Genomic DNA, 17,451 nt, shown 5'->3' on the forward strand with positions numbered 1-17,451 from the left:
CACATCGATTCGTCCCCGGTCCGGCGCTCGGCTGGCTCCCCGTTTCGAGGCAGAGGATCACGGCATGACTACAGTCGCTGACACGATCGTCGATATCCTCCACGATGCCGGAGTCGAGCGCGTCTACGGGCTACCCGGAGACTCGCTCAACGGATTCACTGACGCCATCCGACGAAACGACGCGGTCGCCTGGTCGCACGTGCGACACGAGGAGGCCGCCGCCTTCGCCGCCTCCGCAGACGCCGCACTCACGGGCGAGCTCGCTGTGTGCGCCGGCAGCTGTGGCCCGGGCAACCTGCACCTCATCAACGGGCTGTACGACGCGAACCGAAGCCGCGTTCCCGTGCTCGCGATCGCCGCCCACATCCCGTCCGCGGAGATCGGCAGCGGCTACTTCCAGGAGACGCACCCGCAGGAGCTCTTCCGGGAGAGCAGCGTGTACTGCGAGATGGTGGGGGTGCCGGAGCAGCTGCCTCGGATCCTGGAGATCGCCATGCGCGCCGCGGTCGAGAAGCGAGGCGTCGCCGTCGTCGTGATTCCCGGCGAGATCTTCCTGCAGGAGAGCGCAGGACGACGCAAGTCGGCACCCATCCTGCCTGCGAAGCCCGTCGTGCGACCTGCCGACGACGAACTGGCGCAGGCCGCCGACATCCTCAACTCGGCGAAGAAGGTCACCATTCTCGGTGGCGCTGGCACACAGGGCGCACACGCGCAGCTGCTTGCCGCCGCTGAGGCGCTGCAGGCACCCATCGTGCACGCGCTCCGCGGGAAGGAGTTCATCGAGTACGACAACCCCTACGACGTCGGCATGACGGGGTTGCTCGGCTTCTCCTCCGGCTACCGGGCCATCGAAGACTGCGACGCGCTCCTCATGCTCGGCACCGACTTCCCGTACCAGCAGTTCTTCCCGTCACAGGCGAAGATCATCCAGGTCGACATCCGCGGCGAGCAGCTCGGCAAGCGCACGCCCCTCGACCTCGGGCTCGTCGGCGACGTCGGCGACACCCTCGACGCCCTCATCCCGCTTCTCGAGGCCAACAAGAGCGGCAGGCACCTCGAAGCCTCGGTGAAGCACTACCGGAAGGCCCGGAAGGACCTCGACGCGCTTGCCGACAACGACCGGGGGCGCGCCCCCATCCACCCGCAGTACGTGGCACGGCTCGTGAGCGAGCTCGCGAGCCACGACGCCGTCTTCATCCCGGATGTCGGTTCCCCCGTCGTCTGGGCGGCCCGCTACCTCGAGATGAACGGCCAGAGGAGGCTCATCGGATCGTTCAGTCACGGCTCCATGGCCAACGCCCTTTCGCAGGCGGTCGGTGCGCAAACCGCCTTCCCTGGGCGCCAGGTGGTGGCGCTCGCGGGAGACGGCGGACTCGCGATGCTCCTGGGGGAGCTGCTCACGCTCAAGCAGAGCAAGCTGCCCGTGAAGATCGTCGTGTTCAACAACTCGTCGCTGAACTTCGTCGAGGTCGAGATGAAGGCCGCCGGATTCGTGAACTACGGCACCGACCTCGACAACCCCGACTTCGCCGAAGTCGCCAAGGCGGTCGGCATCCACGGGCAGCGCGTCGAGAACCCGAACGACCTCGAGGCCGCCCTCCGCGAAGCCTTCGCCCACGACGGGCCCGCGCTCATCGACGTCGTGACCGCACGGCAGGAGCTGTCCATCCCGCCGACCATCACGGCCGAGCAGGTCAAGGGCTTCACCCTCTACGCGCTGCGAACAGTGCTCTCCGGGCGCGGAGACGAGCTCGTCGACCTCGCCGACACGAACCTGCTGCGACGCATCTTCGACTGACCGTCGCCCAGCCGCATGTACCGCCCGCGCCAAGGCAGCTCTCAAGGCAGCTGCCTGGCGCGGGCGGTACTCTCGCAGGCATGACGCAACCGCCCCTCACGCCACCGCCGGGTCAGAACGGCGGGTTCGACCCCCGCCGGCAGCAGCCGGGTGCCGCTCCTCAGGGTGGCCAGGGCGAGTGGGGCGGACCACCGGCCCAGGGCTTCGGTCAGCAAGGGCCTGGTCAGCAGGCCTCTGGTCAGCAAGGTCCCGGTCGGCAAGGTCCGGGGCAGCAGGGCCCCGGTCAGCAGCCTCAGAGGGGAGCGCCGTCGAACGGGCAGCCGCCGGCTCCCGGTCAGTTCCCGCACCCTGGTGCCGGACCTGGCCAGGCTCCTGGCGGCTTTGGCGCGCCGGGTCAGTTCCCTGCTCCCGGGCGACCTCCCGCGCCAGGCCAGCCACAGCATCCCGGGCAGTTCCCAGGCCAGCCGCAGACCGGCATCCCCGGGCAGGCGCCGTTCGTTCAGGCCCCACCGTCGCATCTGCCGGCTGGTGCCCCGCCGCCTCGCTACGCCCCGCAGCAGCAGGCGACACCGCAACCACGGCGTCGAGAGCTCGGCGAAGACCCTGAGCTGCAGAAGCAGCGCAGGCGCCCCGTCGGCCTGCTCCTCGGCGTCGGCATCAGCGGCGTCGCGATCATCGCCCTCGTCGTGGGCCTCTTCATGGCGTTCAGCTCGCCGAACGATCCCACCATCCCCGTCGGCGGCGCCGACCCGAACGCGGCGACCTCGACCCCCGTGCCGACGAGCACGCTCATGCCTGCCGCGCCCCAGGACGCCGCACCCGGGTTCATCCCGATCACGACCGACGTCGTGTTCCCGAACGGCATCACCGTCGTGAACCCACCCCTCGGCGGATGGGAGCAGGACATCTCCGAACGGCAGCCGAACCTCTACATCCTGAGCGACCCCGCATCCGGTGCCTACTTCTCGATCGCCCAGGAGAACCTGCACAAGAGCGAGTACCGGGACGAGGACATGACGAGGTCGGAGCTGAACTCGGCGTCGCTGCAGTTCACCGCCAAGCCGGAGCCGGTTGGCGACCCCGTTCCGCTCGTCCTGAAGGGGGCAGGCGGCTACGAGCTGGAGCTCCTGGCGCAGCGCCTGCGCTGGTCGGACGGCTCCGAGGGAATGATGGCGTCCCGCTACATGCCTTCGACCGGCACCAAGATCACGATCCTGGCGAACGCGTGGGGCGGGGAGCTGGACGACCCGAACTCGCGCATCTCGCAGAAGGTCGCGGAGATCACCTTCACGACGCCGTAGTAACGCCCGCTCGCTGGCCCACGCCCGCCCGCTCGCTGACCCGTCTGCTCGCTGGCCCACGCCCGCCCGCTGACCCACGCCCGCCCGCTGATCCACGCCCGCTTGCAGGCCTGCGCGTCGCCCGCCGCCCCCACGAACCTCGAATAGGCCAGTTTCGCCCCATCCTGAGCGTCCGGATGGGGTGAAACTGGCCTATTCGGGGGAGCGGATGCGCGGCGCGCGGGCGCGGCTGCGAACGCGGGGCCGCGCGGCGCGGGCTAGAGCTCGACGCCCGCGAAGAGCTTCTGCAGGCGCTGCACGCCCTCGAGGAGCGCGTCGTCGCCGAGCGCGTAGCTGAGGCGCAGGTACCCGGATGGGCCGAACGCCTCACCTGGCACGACCGCGACCTCCGCGACGTCGAGGATGAGGTCGGCGAGGTCGAGCGAGGAGTTGATCTGGCGCCCCTCGATCTCCTTCCCGATGAGCCTCTGCACGTCGGCGTACACGTAGAAGGCGCCCTCCGGCGTCGGCACGCGGAAGCCGTTGACCTTGCTCAGCTCCTCGACCATCGTCGTGCGGCGGCGGTCGAAGGCGAGGCGCATCTGCTCGACGGGCTCGGTGGGCCCCGTGAGCGCGGCGAGCGCGGCACGCTGCGCGATGTTGTTGACGTTGCTCGTGAGGTGCGACTGCAGGTTGCCCGCCCCCTTGATGGCGTCGACGGGCCCGACCATCCATCCGACGCGCCAGCCGGTCATCGCGAACGACTTCGCAACGCCGTTGACCAGGATCGTGCGGTCGGCGACCGCCGGGGCGGCCTCGACGATGGACACTGCGCGGACGCCGTCGTACGTGAGGTTCTGGTAGATCTCGTCGGCGATGACCCAGATGCCGTGCTCGGCGGCCCACTCGCCGATGGCGCGCGTCTCGGCCTCGGAGTAGACGGCGCCGGTCGGGTTCGACGGCGAGACGAAGAGCATCGCCTTCGTGGCGGGGGTGCGTGCGGCTTCGAGCTGGTCGACGGTGACCTTGTACTCCTGGTCGGCGCCGGCGAACACGGGAACGGTGGTGCCGCCCGCGAGCTGGATGACCTCGGGGTACGTCGTCCAGTACGGGGCGGGGAGGAGGACCTCGTCGCCTGCGCCGACGACGGTGTTGATGGCCTGGTAGACGGCCTGCTTGCCGCCGTTCGTGACGATGACCTGCGAGGCGGGGACATCCCAGCCCGAGTCGCGCTTCGTCTTCTCGGCGATGGCTTCGCGGAGTTCCGGCAGGCCAGGCGCCGGCGTGTACCGGTGGTTCTTGGGGTCGCTCACGGCGACGAGGGCGGCGTCGACCACGTGCTGCGGAGTCGGGAAGTCGGGCTCGCCCGCCGCGTAGCTGATGACGGGCCGGCCGGCGGCCTTGAGGGCCTTGGCCTTCGCGTCGACCTTGAGGGTTGCGGATTCGGCGATCGCGGCGATGCGAGGAGAGAGACGTGAGTCGGAAACCATGGCCCTGAGTCTAGGTCCGGTGGCCACGCCTCGTCAGCGAGTTGCGCCCGCGTTGGACTTCCGTGTGGCACCTGTCGTATGCTTTCCTGGTTGCCGAAAGCGACATACTGAACCGCGCCTGAAACTGTTCCCTATGGAACGGCTGCAGACGGTATCAGGGTGAACGGATGCACGCATCCGGTGTTCACGCAAAGGGCGGTGGCTCAATTGGTAGAGCAGCGGTCTCCAAAACCGCAGGTTGCAGGTTCGAGTCCTGTCCGCCCTGCATTTCGGTGCTGAACGCACCCACTACGGGGCCCACCATCGAAGGTCTCAACCATCGAAAGGGAGAGCGCGTGAGTCCAAGCAAGTCAGATGAGGCGACAGACGTCGCCGAGTCAAAGCGAGGCTCCGAGCCGAAGCGCGGCATCATCGGCCGTATCGCTCTCTTCTTCCGTCAGGTCATGGGCGAGCTCAAGAAGGTCGTCACCCCGACCCGGGCTGAGCTCTTCAAGTTCACGGGCGTCGTGCTCGTCTTCGTCATCTTCATGATGGCGCTCGTCACGGTGCTCGACCTGCTCTTCGGGTGGGGCGCTTCGTGGGTCTTCGGTCAGGGAAGCTCGTTCTTCCCGAGCGAGCCGGCCGCGACGCCGGTCCCGACGGAATAGCCGGAGCGCGCCAAGCTCTCCACCGGCTCACAGGCCTCCACCGACAACGGGCGAGCAGCCCAGCATCACAGAATCGAGATGAGGAATCGTGTCAGACCCGAACGTCGCCGACCCGAACGGTCTTTACGAGACCGCCCTGGAGCAGGACTCCGAAGTCGTAGAGGCCCAGGAGGGTGACCGCGACATCGACGCAGAGTTCGACGCGGCCCACGAGATCGAAGAGTCCGACGAAGTCGTGACCGAGGAAGACCTCGACGACGGAGAAGGCGCGGACGTCGTCGACCCCGAGGTCGACGCGATCGTCAACGATGTCCTCGAGATCGACACGAGCGAGGAAGAGGCCGCCGCGGCTGCCGCGACCGAGGACGAAGAGGTCGAGGCTCTCGAGGAAGACCCGGACGTCGACCCGTACGAGACCTTCAAGCGCGAGCTGCGCCTCAAGCCGGGCAAGTGGTACGTCATCCACACCTACGCCGGTTTCGAGCGTCGCGTGAAGCAGAACCTGCACCAGCGCACCGAGTCCATGAACATGAGCGACTTCATCTACCAGGTGGAAGTCCCCATGGAAGACGTGGTCGAGATCAAGAACGGCCAGCGCAAGATGGTCACGCGTGTCCGCATCCCCGGATACGTGCTCGTCCGCCTCATGCTCAACGAGGACAGCTGGTCGGTTGTCCGTCACACGCCGGGTGTGACCGGCTTCGTGGGCAACGCCCACAACCCGACCCCGTTGCGCTTCAACGAAGCATTTGAGATGCTGAAGAGTCTGGTCGAAGTCGCTGAAGCACCCGCGAAGGCGAACGCATCCGGTCAGGCTGGCCTCCAGAAGCGCCAGCCCATCGCAGAGATCGACTTCGAGATCGGCGAGACCATCACGATCAAGGAGGGCTCCTTCGAGGGGCTCACCGGATCGATCAGCGAGATCAAGCCCGAGAGCGGCAAGCTCACCGTGCTCGTGTCGCTCTTCGAGCGCGAGACCCCGGTCGAGCTCAGCTTCGACCAGGTCACGAAGCTCTAGATCTCGCTCCAATAGGGCTGCTGCCCTCAGAAACCACCGGAGTCCGGAACCGCCGGGCCACCGGGAGAGCGCCGCGCATCAGCGCGGAGTTCGAATCGAAAGAAGGAAAAGACATGGCACCCAAGAAGAAGGTCTCGGGTCTGATCAAGCTGCAGATCCAGGCTGGCGCCGCTAACCCGGCTCCTCCTATCGGCCCCGCGCTCGGTCAGCACGGCGTCAACATCATGGAGTTCTGCAAGGCCTACAACGCGGCTACCGAGTCGCAGCGTGGCAACGTGATCCCCGTCGAGATCACCGTGTACGAAGACCGTTCGTTCACCTTCATCCTGAAGACCCCTCCTGCTGCCGAGCTCATCAAGAAGGCTGCCGGCGTCAAGAAGGGCTCCCCGACGCCTCACACGGCCAAGGTCGGCAAGCTCACCGCCGCCCAGGTCCGCGAGATCGCCGAGCAGAAGCAGTCCGACCTGAACGCGAACGACATCGACATGGCGTCGCGCATCATCGCCGGTACGGCTCGCTCCATGGGAATCACGGTCGAGGGCTAAGGCCTTCCCGCTCCCAACACCACACGTCGCGCTTCGGGCGCGGTACTGAACATCGCGGGAGAGCCGGCCAGGCTCGCAACCGCAACTCTTGAAGGAGAACAACATGGCTAAGTCCAAGGCATACCGTGCCGCGGCAGAGAAGATCGGCGAGGACAAGTTCTACGGTCTCGCCGAGGCCGTCGAGCTCGCACGCGAGACCGGCTCGTCCAAGTTCAACAGCACCGTCGAGGTCGCTCTTCGCCTGGGTGTAGACCCGCGCAAGGCTGACCAGATGGTTCGCGGCACCGTCAGCCTGCCAAACGGCACCGGCAAGACGGCCAAGGTCATCGTCTTCGCGACGGGTGACAAGGCAGAGGCGGCTATCGCTGCTGGTGCTGACGAGGTCGGCGGCGACGAGCTCATCGCTCGCGTTGCAGACGGCTGGACCGACTTCGACTCCGCGGTCGCCACCCCTGACCTCATGGGCAAGGTCGGACGCCTCGGTAAGGTCCTCGGACCCCGTGGCCTCATGCCGAACCCGAAGACCGGAACGGTCACGACCGACCCGGCCAAGGCTGTCACCGAGATCAAGGGCGGAAAGATCGAGTTCCGCGTCGACAAGCACTCCAACGTGCACTTCATCGTCGGCAAGTCGGCGTTCACGTCGGAGCAGCTCGGCGAGAACCTCCGCGCAGCTCTCGACGAGGTCGTCCGCCTCAAGCCGTCGAGCTCGAAGGGCCGCTACATCCAGAAGGCTGTCGTCTCGACGACCTTCGGCCCCGGCATCCCGCTGGACGTCAACGCGATCTAGTCTGCCGCGAGCTGCACAGCTCAGGTGGATGCCCCGCATCCGCCACGCGAGAACGGCCCAGTCTTCGGACTGGGCCGTTCTTGCGTTTCCGCGGTGGCCGCTACGCGCGTTCGAGCGCTGCGAGCTGGCGTCGCGCAGCGCTCAGGATCGCCTGCACGGTTGCCGACAGCACAGACCGGTCTCGGCCGGCGACCCAGTGTGCGCCTGACGAGTCGTTGTACTCCAGGAGCGTCAGAGCATCGCTGCTGTTGCCGGCGCCGAGCGATGTCTGGTGGAGTGAGCGTATGTCGACGGAGATGCCCGCGTCGGCGAGGAGCTGGGTGACGGCCTCTGCGGGGCCGAGCTCGTCGAAGATGCCGGTGTGCTCGACGCCGTCGACGCTCACGCGAATGCGCGTGCGCGTGACGTCTTCGCGGGTTTCGACGCTGAAGTCGAGCAATTCCACGCCGGACGTGTCGACGCGGAGGTAGCTGCGCTCGAAGAGCTCGAGCAGCTGTGCCGCCTCGATCTCCAGGCCGCTGGTATCGGTGTGCTCCTGGACGCGCCTGGCGAAGTCGATCTGCAGGCGTCTGGGGAGCTCGATGCCGTAGTCCGCCTCGAGGAGGTAGGCGATGCCGCCCTTGCCTGACTGCGAGTTGACTCTGATGACGGCGTCGTAGCTGCGCCCGATGTCGGCGGGGTCGATCGGCAGGTAGGGCACGCGCCACTCGGTTTCGCGTTCTGCCCGCATCTCGAGCGCAGCTCGGGATCGATGCTCGGCGAGTCCCTTCTTGATGGCGTCCTGGTGCGTCCCGCTGAAGGCCGTGTGGACGAGGTCTCCTGCGTACGGGTGCCTCGGGTGGATCTCGAGGCGGTTGCTGTACTCCACCGTTCGGCGAATCGCGTCGATGTCCGAGAAGTCGATCATCGGGTCGATGCCCTGCGCGTGCAGGTTCAACGCGAGGACTGCGATGTCGACGTTGCCGGTGCGCTCGCCGTTGCCGAAGATGCAGCCTTCCACTCGCTGCGCTCCTGCGAGCACTGCGAGCTCGGCGCAGGCGATTCCGGTCCCTCGATCGTTGTGGGGGTGCACGGAGAGGATCACCGAGTCGCGCCTCGCGAGGTGCTTGTGCATGTACTCGATCTGATCCGCGTAGACGTTCGGGGTCGCGACCTCTACCGTGGCGGGAAGGTTCAGGATGACCGGCCGATCCGGGGTTGCCATCCAGAGCGCTGTCATGGCGTCGCAGATGTCGATCACGTAGTCGGGTTCGGTGAGGTTGAACACCTCTGGCGAGAATTCGAATCGGACGTTCGGCAGGTGGCCGGCGAGCTCGAGGACATCTCTGCCCCCGGCCAGGATCAGTTCTTTCAGCTGCTGCTTGCTCTTCCCGAGGACGACATCGCGCCAGGCCGGCGCCGTCGCGGTGTAGAGGTGGATGACGACGGGGTTCCTGATGCCCTGGATCGAGTCCACCGTGCGCTGGATGAGGTCGCGACGCGCTGGCGTGAACACCACGATGGTGACGTCTTCCGGTGCGATGTCGGTGGTCGCGATGCGGCGCACGAAGTCGTAGTCCGTCTGCGAGGCGGAGGGGTAGCCGACTTCGATCTCCTTGTAGCCCATGCGGATCATGAGCTCGAAGAAGACGCGCTTGCGGTCGGGGTCCATCGGCTCCGACAGGGCCTGGTTGCCGTCGCGGAGATCGACTGGCACCCAGAGTGGTGCTGCCGTGAGTCGGCGTGAGGGCCAGTCGCGTTCCGTCAGGGGCACCTCGACCCGCGAGTACACGTCGCGGTATCGGTGCGATGGCATCTGCGAGTGGCGCTGGCGGTTCCAGTGCGGTGCGTTGTTGGGGATCGGGCCGGTTGGGGGAGAGATCCGGGATGCGCTGCTGTGCATGGTCGTGTCCTTGGTTGTCGTGCGATCGTGACGACCGGCGCGCGTCTCAGCTCCACGGCGGGGGACCGGTCAGGCGAGGTCCCGCCGTGGCAGAGAAGCGTGAGCGGAGTGCGCGGCATGCGAGAGAAGCTACCACAACTCCTCAGACAAGTAGACGAGTTGCGGGAGTGCGAGATGATGGGGGCATGAGCACCCTCCACCGTGAACCACTCGCCGAGCAGGCGGCCAAGCTGCTGCTCGAGCGCATCCGGGCAGGCGAGTGGGAACTCGGCCAGAAGCTCCCGGGAGAGACGACGCTCGCACCCCAACTTGGCGTCGGACGGTCGACCATTCGCGAGGCCATCCGCCAACTCGCGGGGAGCGGGGTGCTCGCCACCAGGCAGGGCGCGGGCGTCTTCGTGATTGCGCTGGACGCCCCGGAGGCCCTGGACGCTGTGCTGCTGCGTGCAGATATCCAGACGGTGATCGAAGCGCGCATCGCGGTCGAGGTCGAGGCCTCCTCGCTCGCCGCGGAGCGCCGCACGGGCGAGGAGCTGCTCGCGATGAGGCGGGCCGCCGATGCTCGCGACGCGCAACGATCGAGCATCGAGGCGCATGTGGATGCGGACACCGCGCTGCACCGCAGCATCGTCGCCGCGGCACACAACGAGATCCTCTCGGAGCTCTTCGAGGGCTTCGCGCCCCGCAGCAGGCAGGCCATGATCGGGATGCTGCGCCTTCGCAGCGAGTTCGGCAGTGACGCCGACCACCTCGTCCACACCCGCATCCTCGACGCGATCGATGCGCAGGACGCGCCATCGGCGGCCGCGCTCACGCGCGCCCACCTGCTGGAGCTCGCAGCGAGCGTGGCCTGACGACGGCCGGTTGCTCGCGGCCTACGCGTCGATGTCGAGGACGACCTTGCCGCGCACGTGGCCCTCTGCGATGAGCTCCTGGGCGGCGCCTGCCTCGGCGAGGGGGAAGACGCGGTCGACGTGGGTCTGCAGGGCGCCCTGCTCGAAGAGCTGCGTGATGGTCTGCAGGATTCGGCCCTCTGGCGAGAGCTTGAGGGTCGACGCGACTATGCCGCGGTTCTCGGCGGCGGCCTCCTCGAAGAGCTCCGGGTAGCTGCCAGTCGGCACGTTGATGAGCGTTCCGCCGTCGCGCAGCACCCGCAGCGAGCGGGTCCCTGTCTGGTCCTTCACGTTGCCGATGAGGTCGATGACGACGTCGACCGGCTCGGCGATGGTGTCCTCGAAGCGCGCTGAGCGGTAGTCGATGACCTGGTCTGCGCCGAGCTCGCGCAGCCAGTCGTGATTGCGCTCGGACGCCGTGGTGATGACGTGGGCTCCGTAGTACTTCGCAAGCTGCACGGCGAAGTGGCCGACGCCGCCCGCGCCGGCATGGATGAGGACCCGCTGTCCGGTGTAGACGCCCCCGGCCTCCACCACTGCGGCCCAGGCGGTGAGCACCGCGAGCGGAACGCCGCCGGCCTCGATGAACGACAAGTTCTCGGGCTTCTTCGCGAGGCTCATGAACGGGACGGAGACGTACTCGGCGTACGCGCCGGAGTAACGCGGGAAGAGGAGCATCCCGTAGACCTCATCGCCGGGCTGGAACGGCGCGAGCTCGTAAGGGGCGCGGACGACGACCCCGGAGAATTCGCCGCCGAGGGTCGAGGGGAAGCTCGAGATCGCCTTCGACGCGCCGGCACCTGAGCGGGTCTTGCCGTCGATGGGGTTGACGCCCGCCGCCTTGACGCGCACGAGCGTGTCCGAGTTGAGCGTGAGCGGGACAGGCGCCTCGCCGAGCTGCATCTTCTCGGGCCCGCCGATGCCCGTGACAAGGGCGGCGCGCATCGTGTCGGAGGTGGGCTGGAGGTCGGAGGCGTCAGTCATACGCGCCATTCTCCCCCGGAAAGGGAGACTCCTCCGGAAAGGGAGCCTCCTCCGGAAAGGGAGCCTCCCCCGGAAAGGGAGCCGCTCCCGTGGGGCTGGCTACGCGTAGGTCTCGGCGTCGTAGAACGACTGCGTGTAGTCGCTGCTGCTGTGCGTGTTGCCATACCCCTGGAACGGCGCGGCGTTGCCCGTGGAGTACTGCGCGAACTCACCGCGGTACTTCTCGACGTCTTTGAGGACCTCGTTGGCGAGCGTCACGAGTTTCGCGATCTCGGCCTCGTCGCGGTCGATCCACACGAACTTCGGCTCGCGGTCGACGACGATGAAGTCCTGGTGCCGCTCCCAGACCATGAGGGTGCGCTCGGCGCCGAGCACGTACTGCTGCCACCAGATCTGCCGCATGTACGAGCGGGGGATGCGCTTCCAGACCTTGTTGGTGGTCTTGATCTCGGCGAGGAGGATGCGTCCTTCCTCGTCGCAGTGCAGCCCGTCGGGGGTCGCGAGGTGGCTCTTCGACGCTTCGGCGTGGAAGAGGAGGCCGCTCGCTGGGATGCCGTGGCGCTCCATGACCCACCTGGCGATCTCCGGCTCGCGCTGCCGGCCGAAGTCGGTGTACGCGTTGCCGTTGAAGGAGGTGCCCATGACCTTGTCCTTGACGACCTGCTTGACCGAGGAGGGGGTCGCGAGTCGTGCCGCGTCTGTCGCGGTGACGCCGTCGGAGCGGGCTTTGAGCCAGGCCGCGCGGTCGTTGGAGTCGGCGAGCACTCGAAGGAGGTGGGCGCTCATCGCCTCGACCTCGCGCGTTGCCGGGAGCTCGATGGCGGCGGTCTCGGCGGAGGCCGGGACGTGGGCGCGCCAGACGCCCACCTCGCTTGCCGAGAGCGGTGCTGCTGCGGACGCGGGCCGGGTCTCCGAGGTGTAGAAGCGCGGCAGCGGCTCGGCGGGGAGCTCCGTGAGTCCACCGCTCGTGCGCGGTTGCTCCTGCCGGATCGGCGCGGGCGGCGCCGCGTAGTCGACGAGCGCGGCCGGGCCGTAGAGCTCGCGGTCCCGCCGCCGCGACTTCGGCGCTGTCTTGGGCTCGGTCTTGGGTTCGCCGAACCAGGACGTCTCGTCGACGTCGTGGCTCGGGCGGAACATGACCATCTGTTCATTCTTTCCTACACCACCGACAGATCCGGCAGGGAGTGCCGTCTGTCGGAAGAAAAGACGTCGCTCCACCTCCCCACACCACCGACAGATTCGGTACCAGGCGCCGTTGCCGCGAAAGTCCCCGGCGCGTCGCCCCCGTCGGCCACGCACGTCAGTCGAGGTCGCGCCGCCGCGGCACGTCAGTGCGGGGCTGCCTCGACTGCCATGATCGCCGTCGCGAGCGCCCGCGCGCCGTGGTCGGCGTCCGCGTCTTCGACGTATTCCTCGGGGGAGTGCGAGATGCCGCTCGGGTTGCGGATGAAGAGCATGGCGGTGGGCAGGTGCGCCGCGAGCACTCCGGCATCGTGGCCGGCTCCCGTGTCGAGCACCGGCGCCTCGGGGAGCGCGCGCTGGAGCGTGTCTCGGAGGTTCGCGTCGAACGACACGGTCGGTGAGAGCGACTCCTCGACGAGCACGGCTTCGCAGCCCTGCTGGGCAGCCACCTCGCTCGCTCGAGTACGGATGCGCTCGACGAGTGCAGCGGTCACGTCATCGTCCGGGTGGCGCACGTCGAGCCACGCGTCGACCCGGGATGCGATGACGTTGGTCCCGCCGGGGACCGGCTCGAGTCGACCCACGGTTGCGCGGGCGCCCGGCACGGTGCGGGCGATCTCCTCGATGCCGACGATCAGCCGAGCTGCGGCGACCATGGGGTCGCGCCGGTCGGCCATGAGCGTTGTTCCGGCGTGGTTGCCCTGGCCCGTGAAGCTCACTCGCCAACGGCCGTGGCCGAGGATCGATGAGCCGATCGCGACGGGGCCGGCGAGGTCGATGAGGCCGCGGCCCTGCTCGACATGCAGCTCGATGAAGGCGCTGAACTGCGCGACTCTCGAGGGGTCTGGGCCGAGATGCCTTGGGTCCAAGCCGGCCGCGGCCGACGCTTCCGCGAAGGTCGTGCCGTCCGCGTCCCGCAGCGACCGGGCCCGGTCCGGGTCGATGGCACCGGTGAGGAGCCTCGAGCCGAGGCAGGCCACGCCGAAGCGAGAGCCTTCCTCCTCCGGGAACACCGCGATGGCGATGGCGACGCTGGGTTGGCGGCCCTCGCTGCGGAGGAGGTCGACGGCGGCGAGGGCTGCCGTCACCCCGAGGGGGCCGTCGAAGGCGCCGCCCCCTGGAACAGAGTCGAGGTGGCTACCCGTGATGAGGGCGCCGGAGCGGTTGCCGTCGGGGCGGTCCCACCAGGCCCAGATGATGCCGTTGGCGTCGATCTCGACGTCGAGCCCGCGGGCCGCGGCGGCGGCGAGGAACCACTCGCGGAGCTCGAGCTCGGGATGCGAGTACACGGGCCTGCTGTAGCCGCCCCGCGTCCGGTCGCGCCCGAGGTGCTCGATCTCGCGCATGAGCGCCGACACGGAGCTCGGGTGGGCGGCGTTCGCCGTGGTCGCGGTCGTGGTTGTGCTCATGCTGCGGCTCCTGTCGCTGCGGCGATGCGGAATTCATCGGGAACGGTGCCCGCTCCGGTGAGCAGGTCGGCGGCGAGCTCTCCGAGTAGCGGAGCGAACTTCCCGCCGTGGCCAGAGCAGGCCGAAAGTACCACGAGGTTGTCGACCCGGTCGATCACGAAGTCCTCGCTCGGTGTCGTCGTGAACAGGCAGGTCGTCTCGGCGAACGGCTCTGGCCGCACGCCGGGGAGGAACCTCTCGGCGTACGCGATGAGCGCGCGGCGGTTGGCCGCATCCACGATGCCGTCCTGCGTGAGTGCGGAGTCGATGATCTTGCCGCCGTTGAACTGCGCGACCTTCTGCCCTCGCCAGTCGGCGTCGCGTCCGCCGGGGAGCCCGTAGGTCTGCAGTTGACGCGACTTGCTGATGAAGGTCGGCCAGGGGGCGGCGTCGGGGCCCGAGTCCGCATCGTCGAGGTAGGGGAAGTGGTACGCCTGTTCCTGGCGCACCTCCAGCTTCGGGAACTGATCGAGGAACGCGGTCGGCAGCGACAGCTCTCCGAGAAGCGCCGGGAGCCAGCCGCCGGCGGCGACGACGATGCTGTCCGCGTCGACCGTCGCCCCGTCGGCCGAATGCACGCGGTAGCCGCTGCCGGTGCGTTCGACGCGGGCGACGGGCCACGAGGTGCGCAGCTCGAGCATCCCGGTTGCGGATGCGGCGGCCAGGAGCGCGTCGACGGTCCCGCCAGCGTCGAGAACTCCGGCCCCCGGATGCCAGAGCACGTCGGTCTCGAACCGGAACTGCGGCCAGCGCTGCTTGGCTGCCTCGGCGCTGAGGAGCTCGTGCTCGACACCTGCCGTTTCCAGCACGGCCGCGAGGCCCGCGGGGTCGCGGATGTTCCCGTGGTCGAGTGCGCCGGTCGGGCGGATGAGCTGCGTGCCGCTGACACGCTGCAGCTCGTCCCAGCCCGCCTTCGACCGCACGACGAGGTCGGTGTAGATCTGCTCCGGGTAGGCGTACCGGAAGATGCGAGCGGAACCGTGGGAGCTCCCGTGCTCGTTCGCCGGGGTCGTCCGTTCGAGAACGGTCACGTGGTGTCCGCGTTCGGTGAGATGCCAAGCGGCCGCTGCGCCGGCGAGTCCCGCGCCGATGACGATCGTGTCGGTCATATCCGCTCCCTGCGAGGTTGATCGAGTGGTGCTCGAGTGATGCTCGACCTCCAGTAGGCCACCGAGGTGCGCGTGTGTCCAATATCATTTGCAGAGCATTTGATATGCATCGCGAATGGAAGTCATGGAACTGCGCCAGCTCAAGTATTTCGTCGCCGTCGCCGACGAGCTGCACTTCGGTCGTGCTGCGGCACGCCTGCACATGACGCAGCCACCGTTGACCGTCGCCGTCCGCAAGCTCGAGGACGAGCTCGGCGTGCCGTTGTTCGAGCGGACGACGCGGAGCGTCTCCCTCACTGCGGCCGGCCGGATGTTCCGACAGCGAGCCGGGGCGGTCCTCGACGACCTGGACGCGGCCGTCTCGGACCTCGGGGACGTGGCGGCAGGGACGGCCGGAAGGCTCCGGATCGGCTTCGTGAGCTCGGCGAGCTACAGCGTGCTGCCCAGGGGGTTGCAGGCGTTCCAGCTGCTCAGGCCGCGCATCCAGCTCGAGCCGCAGTCCCTCACGAGCGCCGAGCAGGTGACGCTCCTGCTCGAAGGCGAGCTGGACGTCGGGATACTCCGCGACCCCCTCGCCGTTCCCGGGCTCAGCGCCACGCTGCTCGAGGGGGAGGACCTGGTGGCCGTGCTCCCCGCTGGTGACCCGCTTGCCGCCGAGGCGATCGTCGGACCAGGGAGCTTCCACGGGAAGCCGGTGGTGCTTTTCCCGTTCGAGCTCATGCCGGGCTTCGTCTCTGCCGTCATGTCGTGGCTCAGGGGAGCCCAGGCCGTGCCGCGCATCGTGCAGAGCGTCGTGCATCAGGAGACGGTTCTCGGCCTCGTCGCGGCGGGCGTCGGCGCCTCGATCCTGCCGGCGTCGGTGGCCCGATTCCACATGCCGGGGGTTGTCGCACGCCCACTGCTCGGCTCGCCCCGCACCGAGCTCTACGCCGTCGAAGGCCAGCGTTCTCATCCCAGCTCCAGCCTGCTCATCGAGAGTCTTCGCGACTCGCGTTGACGATCGCCGCGCGAGCATGTACTCTTTCGGAAGCCCAAGACCGCAGGTCTTCGTTGTGCGTGAGAACGCACACGAACGAAGGTTCGCAAGAACGTCCCGCGCAGGTGAACGAAGCAGATCTGCTCTGCGCGCAAGCGCATCCTCTCAGCTCCGGTCCACCTGCGACCGGAGCTTTTTTGTGTGTTGTGCATCGAAGATGCGCCTGCGGTGCGTGAATGACAAACGTCATGCACGTGCAAGAGAGAGAGGAGTGCCATGGCGACCAAGGAAGCAACTGTTGCCGAGCTTCAGGACTTGTTCCAGAACTCGACCGCCGTCCTGCTGACTGAGTACCGCGGTCTCACTGTTGCGCAGCTCAAGACGCTGCGTCGCTCGATCAGTGAGCACGCAAGCTACGCCGTGGTGAAGAACACGCTGACGAAGATTGCGGCGAACAACGCCGGAATCACCGCGTTCGACGACGAGCTGGCCGGCCCGAGCGCAATCGCGTTCGTGCACGGCGACCCCGTCGCAGTCGCGAAGAGTCTTCGTACCTTCGCCAAGGACAACCCTCAGCTTGTCCTGAAGGGTGGTTTCTTCGACGGAAACCCCCTCAGTGCAGAAGAGGTCAACAAGCTCGCCGACCTCGAGTCCCGCGAAGTTCTGCTCGGCAAGCTTGCCGGCGCCTTCAAGGCCTCGCTGTTCGGTGCCGCATACCTGTTCACCGCGCCTGCAGCCAAGGCTGTTCGCACGGTCGAGGCATTGCGCGAAAAGCAGGAGTCCGCGAACTAGTCCTACGGGATCTCGCGGCTAGAACAACACACAAGGAGAAAAAACATGGCAAAGCTCACGACTGAAGAGCTCATCGCAGCATTCAAGGAGCTCACGCTCATCGAGCTCAGCGAGTTCGTCAAGGCGTTCGAGGAGACCTTCGAGGTCACCGCTGCTGCTCCCGTTGCAGTTGCAGGCGTTGCTGCTGCAGCAGCTGACGCACCCGAAGAGGAGGAGAAGACGGAGTTCGACGTCATCCTCGAGGGCGCTGGCGACAAGAAGATCCAGGTCATCAAGGAGGTGCGCGCACTCACGAGCCTCGGCCTCGGTGAGGCGAAGGCACTCGTCGACGGTGCTCCGAAGGCCGTTCTTGAGGGCGTCAACAAGGAAGCTGCTGACAAGGCAAAGGACGCCCTCGAGGCTGCCGGCGCTTCGGTGACCGTCAAGTAGTCATCCCGCAGCGGTTCTGCGCGGTGTGTTCCGACACGCCGAAGGAACTTTTTTCACGAGGCATCGCATCCAGTTTCTGGATGCGGTGCCTCGTTCCTGTTTGCGAGAAAATCCCTGTTGAAGATGCGATTCCTGAGGTCAGTGTGACCAATGTGACTGGTGTGTTGACGAGAATCCGCAACTTTCCG

General features: G+C 67.5%; 16 protein-coding genes and 1 tRNA gene. 11 read left to right on the forward strand and 6 right to left on the reverse strand.

Annotation, left to right across the window (positions count from 1 at the left end; genetic code table 11):
• The first annotated feature begins 64 nt into the window (after positions 1-64).
• Positions 65-1,798: a ubiquinone-dependent pyruvate dehydrogenase gene (gene poxB, locus ITJ61_RS19495; protein WP_194687192.1), complete on the forward strand. Its 1,734-nt coding sequence runs from the start codon at positions 65-67 to the stop codon at positions 1,796-1,798.
• 80 nt (positions 1,799-1,878) lie between these two features.
• Positions 1,879-3,099 carry a hypothetical protein gene (locus tag ITJ61_RS19500; RefSeq protein WP_194687193.1) on the forward strand — a complete coding sequence of 407 codons (1,221 nt, stop codon included), beginning with the start codon at positions 1,879-1,881 and terminating at the stop codon, positions 3,097-3,099.
• Between the two features lie 257 nt (positions 3,100-3,356).
• On the opposite strand, the gene ITJ61_RS19505 is transcribed toward ITJ61_RS19500, so the two are convergent.
• Positions 3,357-4,568, reverse strand: coding sequence for a pyridoxal phosphate-dependent aminotransferase (locus ITJ61_RS19505; RefSeq protein WP_104243248.1), 1,212 nt, complete (start codon positions 4,566-4,568; stop codon positions 3,357-3,359).
• Positions 4,569-4,760: 192 nt separating this feature from the next.
• Here ITJ61_RS19505 and ITJ61_RS19510 point away from each other — a divergent pair.
• The 5 genes from ITJ61_RS19510 to rplA all read left to right on the forward strand — a co-directional run bounded on the left by ITJ61_RS19510 (position 4,761) and on the right by rplA (position 7,568).
• Positions 4,761-4,833 (forward strand) — tRNA-Trp (locus tag ITJ61_RS19510).
• A 70-nt stretch (positions 4,834-4,903) separates the two neighbouring features.
• Positions 4,904-5,215: a preprotein translocase subunit SecE gene (secE, locus tag ITJ61_RS19515; RefSeq protein ID WP_104243246.1), complete on the forward strand. Its 312-nt coding sequence runs from the start codon at positions 4,904-4,906 to the stop codon at positions 5,213-5,215.
• A gap of 88 nt (positions 5,216-5,303) precedes the next feature.
• Positions 5,304-6,233 carry a transcription termination/antitermination protein NusG gene (nusG, locus tag ITJ61_RS19520; RefSeq protein WP_104243244.1) on the forward strand — a complete coding sequence of 310 codons (930 nt, stop codon included), beginning with the start codon at positions 5,304-5,306 and terminating at the stop codon, positions 6,231-6,233.
• A 113-nt stretch (positions 6,234-6,346) separates the two neighbouring features.
• Positions 6,347-6,778, forward strand: coding sequence for a 50S ribosomal protein L11 (gene rplK, locus ITJ61_RS19525; RefSeq protein ID WP_104243242.1), 432 nt, complete (start codon positions 6,347-6,349; stop codon positions 6,776-6,778).
• 103 nt (positions 6,779-6,881) lie between these two features.
• Positions 6,882-7,568, forward strand: coding sequence for a 50S ribosomal protein L1 (gene rplA, locus ITJ61_RS19530; RefSeq protein WP_068482355.1), 687 nt, complete (start codon positions 6,882-6,884; stop codon positions 7,566-7,568).
• Between the two features lie 100 nt (positions 7,569-7,668).
• On the opposite strand, the gene ITJ61_RS19535 is transcribed toward rplA, so the two are convergent.
• On the reverse strand, positions 7,669-9,450 hold the full coding sequence (locus ITJ61_RS19535; protein WP_194687194.1) for a 2-isopropylmalate synthase: 1,782 nt from the start codon (positions 9,448-9,450) through the stop codon (positions 7,669-7,671).
• 185 nt (positions 9,451-9,635) lie between these two features.
• On the opposite strand from ITJ61_RS19535, the gene ITJ61_RS19540 reads away from it, so the two are divergent.
• On the forward strand, positions 9,636-10,304 hold the full coding sequence (locus ITJ61_RS19540; RefSeq protein ID WP_104341878.1) for a FadR/GntR family transcriptional regulator: 669 nt from the start codon (positions 9,636-9,638) through the stop codon (positions 10,302-10,304).
• A gap of 21 nt (positions 10,305-10,325) precedes the next feature.
• Here ITJ61_RS19540 and ITJ61_RS19545 read toward each other — a convergent pair whose 3' ends face one another.
• The 4 genes from ITJ61_RS19545 to ITJ61_RS19560 all read right to left on the reverse strand — a co-directional run bounded on the left by ITJ61_RS19545 (position 10,326) and on the right by ITJ61_RS19560 (position 15,066).
• Positions 10,326-11,327, reverse strand: coding sequence for an NADP-dependent oxidoreductase (locus ITJ61_RS19545; protein ID WP_228497243.1), 1,002 nt, complete (start codon positions 11,325-11,327; stop codon positions 10,326-10,328).
• 99 nt (positions 11,328-11,426) lie between these two features.
• Positions 11,427-12,470: a YqaJ viral recombinase family protein gene (locus ITJ61_RS19550; protein ID WP_228497244.1), complete on the reverse strand. Its 1,044-nt coding sequence runs from the start codon at positions 12,468-12,470 to the stop codon at positions 11,427-11,429.
• Positions 12,471-12,655: 185 nt separating this feature from the next.
• Positions 12,656-13,918: an allantoate amidohydrolase gene (locus tag ITJ61_RS19555; RefSeq protein ID WP_194687195.1), complete on the reverse strand. Its 1,263-nt coding sequence runs from the start codon at positions 13,916-13,918 to the stop codon at positions 12,656-12,658.
• On the reverse strand, positions 13,915-15,066 hold the full coding sequence (locus ITJ61_RS19560; protein ID WP_104305968.1) for an FAD-dependent oxidoreductase: 1,152 nt from the start codon (positions 15,064-15,066) through the stop codon (positions 13,915-13,917). Before ITJ61_RS19560 ends, ITJ61_RS19555 begins: the two co-directional genes overlap by 4 nt.
• 115 nt (positions 15,067-15,181) lie before the next feature.
• On the opposite strand from ITJ61_RS19560, the gene ITJ61_RS19565 reads away from it, so the two are divergent.
• From ITJ61_RS19565 to rplL, 3 genes are all read left to right on the forward strand, one after another.
• Positions 15,182-16,063 (forward strand): LysR substrate-binding domain-containing protein, encoded by an 882-nt coding sequence (locus ITJ61_RS19565; protein ID WP_194687196.1) that lies wholly within the window; start codon positions 15,182-15,184, stop codon positions 16,061-16,063.
• A gap of 255 nt (positions 16,064-16,318) precedes the next feature.
• Positions 16,319-16,834, forward strand: a complete 516-nt coding sequence (gene rplJ, locus ITJ61_RS19570) for a 50S ribosomal protein L10 (protein ID WP_104243230.1) — start codon at positions 16,319-16,321, stop codon at positions 16,832-16,834.
• A gap of 45 nt (positions 16,835-16,879) precedes the next feature.
• Entirely contained in the window at positions 16,880-17,263 is a 384-nt protein-coding gene (gene rplL, locus ITJ61_RS19575; protein WP_104243228.1) for a 50S ribosomal protein L7/L12, read from the forward strand.
• The last annotated feature ends 188 nt before the right edge of the window (positions 17,264-17,451 follow it).

The organism is Pseudoclavibacter sp. VKM Ac-2888 (assembly GCF_015351285.1).
Lineage (GTDB): Bacteria > Actinomycetota > Actinomycetes > Actinomycetales > Microbacteriaceae > Pseudoclavibacter.

Coding starts and splice junctions, on each gene's coding strand:
- ITJ61_RS19500 (WP_194687193.1), top strand. CDS start 1,879: ATGACGCAACCGCCCCTCACGCCACCGCCGGGTCAGAACGGCGGGTTC.
- rplA (WP_068482355.1), top strand. CDS start 6,882: ATGGCTAAGTCCAAGGCATACCGTGCCGCGGCAGAGAAGATCGGCGAG.
- poxB (WP_194687192.1), top strand. CDS start 65: ATGACTACAGTCGCTGACACGATCGTCGATATCCTCCACGATGCCGGA.
- ITJ61_RS19555 (WP_194687195.1), bottom strand. CDS start 13,918: ATGAGCACAACCACGACCGCGACCACGGCGAACGCCGCCCACCCGAGC.
- ITJ61_RS19505 (WP_104243248.1), bottom strand. CDS start 4,568: ATGGTTTCCGACTCACGTCTCTCTCCTCGCATCGCCGCGATCGCCGAA.
- rplL (WP_104243228.1), top strand. CDS start 16,880: ATGGCAAAGCTCACGACTGAAGAGCTCATCGCAGCATTCAAGGAGCTC.
- ITJ61_RS19565 (WP_194687196.1), top strand. CDS start 15,182: ATGGAAGTCATGGAACTGCGCCAGCTCAAGTATTTCGTCGCCGTCGCC.
- rplJ (WP_104243230.1), top strand. CDS start 16,319: ATGGCGACCAAGGAAGCAACTGTTGCCGAGCTTCAGGACTTGTTCCAG.
- ITJ61_RS19535 (WP_194687194.1), bottom strand. CDS start 9,450: ATGCACAGCAGCGCATCCCGGATCTCTCCCCCAACCGGCCCGATCCCC.
- ITJ61_RS19545 (WP_228497243.1), bottom strand. CDS start 11,327: ATGACTGACGCCTCCGACCTCCAGCCCACCTCCGACACGATGCGCGCC.
- rplK (WP_104243242.1), top strand. CDS start 6,347: ATGGCACCCAAGAAGAAGGTCTCGGGTCTGATCAAGCTGCAGATCCAG.
- ITJ61_RS19550 (WP_228497244.1), bottom strand. CDS start 12,470: ATGGTCATGTTCCGCCCGAGCCACGACGTCGACGAGACGTCCTGGTTC.
- ITJ61_RS19540 (WP_104341878.1), top strand. CDS start 9,636: ATGAGCACCCTCCACCGTGAACCACTCGCCGAGCAGGCGGCCAAGCTG.
- ITJ61_RS19560 (WP_104305968.1), bottom strand. CDS start 15,066: ATGACCGACACGATCGTCATCGGCGCGGGACTCGCCGGCGCAGCGGCC.